Below are 1876 nucleotides of genomic sequence, written 5' to 3'. Positions count from 1 at the left end.
GCGTCCGGAGCACCGAGGGGCTCCGGCCGTTGCGCGGCGCCGGCGGCGCCCGGTGCGTGGACGGTGAGTTCGAAGTCCCGGTGCGCCTTGGCGTCCAGGGCCAGCGGCAGCCGGACCCGTCCGTCCGCGACCAAGCGCCGCACCGTGCCGCGGCTCACACCGAGCCCGAGCATGAGCAGCCGTTCCACGCGCACCGGCACGGGCAGCTCGAAGCCGACCTGCACGGTGAGCGGCGTCGGGTCGTCGAGCGCGTGCAGGGGCGTGCGGATCTCCAGCGCCCAGGTGCCCGTCCAGTCGAGGCGGTACGCGTTCTTCGCGGCGAGCGACGCACTCGTCGTCAGCTCCCGCACCACGGCGGGGTCGTTGTTCTCGTACGCCACCAACCGGGCGGGCTCCAGCGACGAGACGTGGACGCGTTCGTGGACGGGCACCTTCGAGGTCCGGTCGCAGGCCGTGCAGCCCAGGAGGAGCCAGACGTCGAGGAGTTTGCCGCTCGCGTTGACGCGGATCCGGCCCGTGGGGCGGTGCCGCGTGCCGGAGCAGTCCGGGCAGGGGCGCACGACCGTGGGCAGGGCGGACTGACGCACGGCCCACAGGGCCTTGCGGTCGGTATTCATGGCTGTGGTTGCTTTCAGGACTCGGCAGGAGCGCTCGCGGCCGGGCCGGGGCTCCTGGAACATGACGGATGCACACGAGGGCGCGAGTCATCGCCTCGGGGCCGAATGGCCAGGCCCGGAGGTGGACCGCGCGACAGGTCGGTCGTTGCCGTGTGGCAGCCGTTACATGTACATGTGGGCGATCATGGCCGGGGCCGGGCCCGCGGGCAAACCGTTTTCCCGACGGGCGGCAGCCGCCTACGATGAGCCGCCGTGGTTGAACTCCATCCTCCGACCGGTCCCTACGACAGCGGGTTCCTCGACACCGGGGACGGCAACCGCATCTACTACGAACAGCTCGGCAACCCCCGGGGCAAGCCGGCGTTGAACGTCCACGGCGGCCCGGGATCGGGCGCGCCGCGGAGACCGACGAGGGCCTGGGACCCGGAGCGCTACCGCGTCGTCCGCTTCGACCAGCGCAACTGCGGCCGCAGTACGCCGCACGCCAGTGACCCCGCCGCGGACATGAGCCTGAACACCACGCGGCACCTGATCGAGGACATCGAGCGACTGCGCGAACACCTCGGCATCGAACGGTGGTTGCTGAACGGCGGCTCCTGGGGCGCCACCCTCGTCCTGGCGTACGCGCAGCAACACCCCGAGCGGGTCACCGAGATCGTCGTCCCGGCGGTGATGACGAGCCGCCGCTCCGAGATCGACTGGCTGTACCGCGGCGCCGGACGGTTCCACCCCGAGGCGTGGGACCGGTTCCGCGACGGCGTCCCCGAGGACGAGCGGGACGGCGATCTGCTCGCCGCCTACGCCCGGTTGACGGAGCACCCGGACCGGGCGGTCCGGGCGAGGGCCGCCGCCGACTGGCTCGCCTGGGAGGACGCGGTCGTCTCGAACGAGCCCAACGGCGTGCCCGGCATGTACAGCGACCGGGAGGTCGACGCACAGATCGCCTTCGTGCGGATCTGCGCCCACTACTTCAGCAACGGCGCGTGGCTGGAGGAGGACCAACTGCTCCGCAACGCCCACCGCCTGGCCGGGATCCCCGGCGTCCTCGTGCACGGTCGGCACGACATGGGCTGTCCGGTGCAGACGGCGTGGGAACTGGCCAAGGCATGGCCGGACGCACGGCTCCACATCGTCGAGGACTCGGGGCACGCCGGGAGCGAGGCGATGCAGCAGGTCGTCCGCTCGGCCATCGAGGAGTTCAAGGACCGGTGACCCCCGGGGCCGGTCGGTGGGCAGGAACCCCCCACGGATCCCTGCCC

The 1876-nt window shown here is 72.2% G+C and carries 2 protein-coding genes; one reads left to right on the top strand and one right to left on the bottom strand.

What is annotated here, in order from left to right; all coding sequences use genetic code 11:
• Positions 1-617: DUF1062 domain-containing protein (locus ABZ641_RS35580; protein WP_359988559.1), on the bottom strand; the 617-nt coding region annotated here is incomplete at its 3' end.
• A gap of 252 nt (positions 618-869) precedes the next feature.
• Here ABZ641_RS35580 and pip point away from each other — a divergent pair.
• Positions 870-1829, top strand: coding sequence for a prolyl aminopeptidase (gene pip / locus ABZ641_RS35575; RefSeq protein WP_344623182.1), 960 nt, complete (start codon positions 870-872; stop codon positions 1827-1829).
• The last annotated feature ends 47 nt before the right edge of the window (positions 1830-1876 follow it).

The sequence above is a fragment of the Kitasatospora sp. NPDC007106 genome, assembly GCF_040634455.1.
GTDB classification, from domain to species: domain Bacteria; phylum Actinomycetota; class Actinomycetes; order Streptomycetales; family Streptomycetaceae; genus Kitasatospora; species Kitasatospora arboriphila.
Note: the sequence above shows the minus strand (reverse complement) of the source record. Positions and strands in the feature narration are given on the sequence as shown.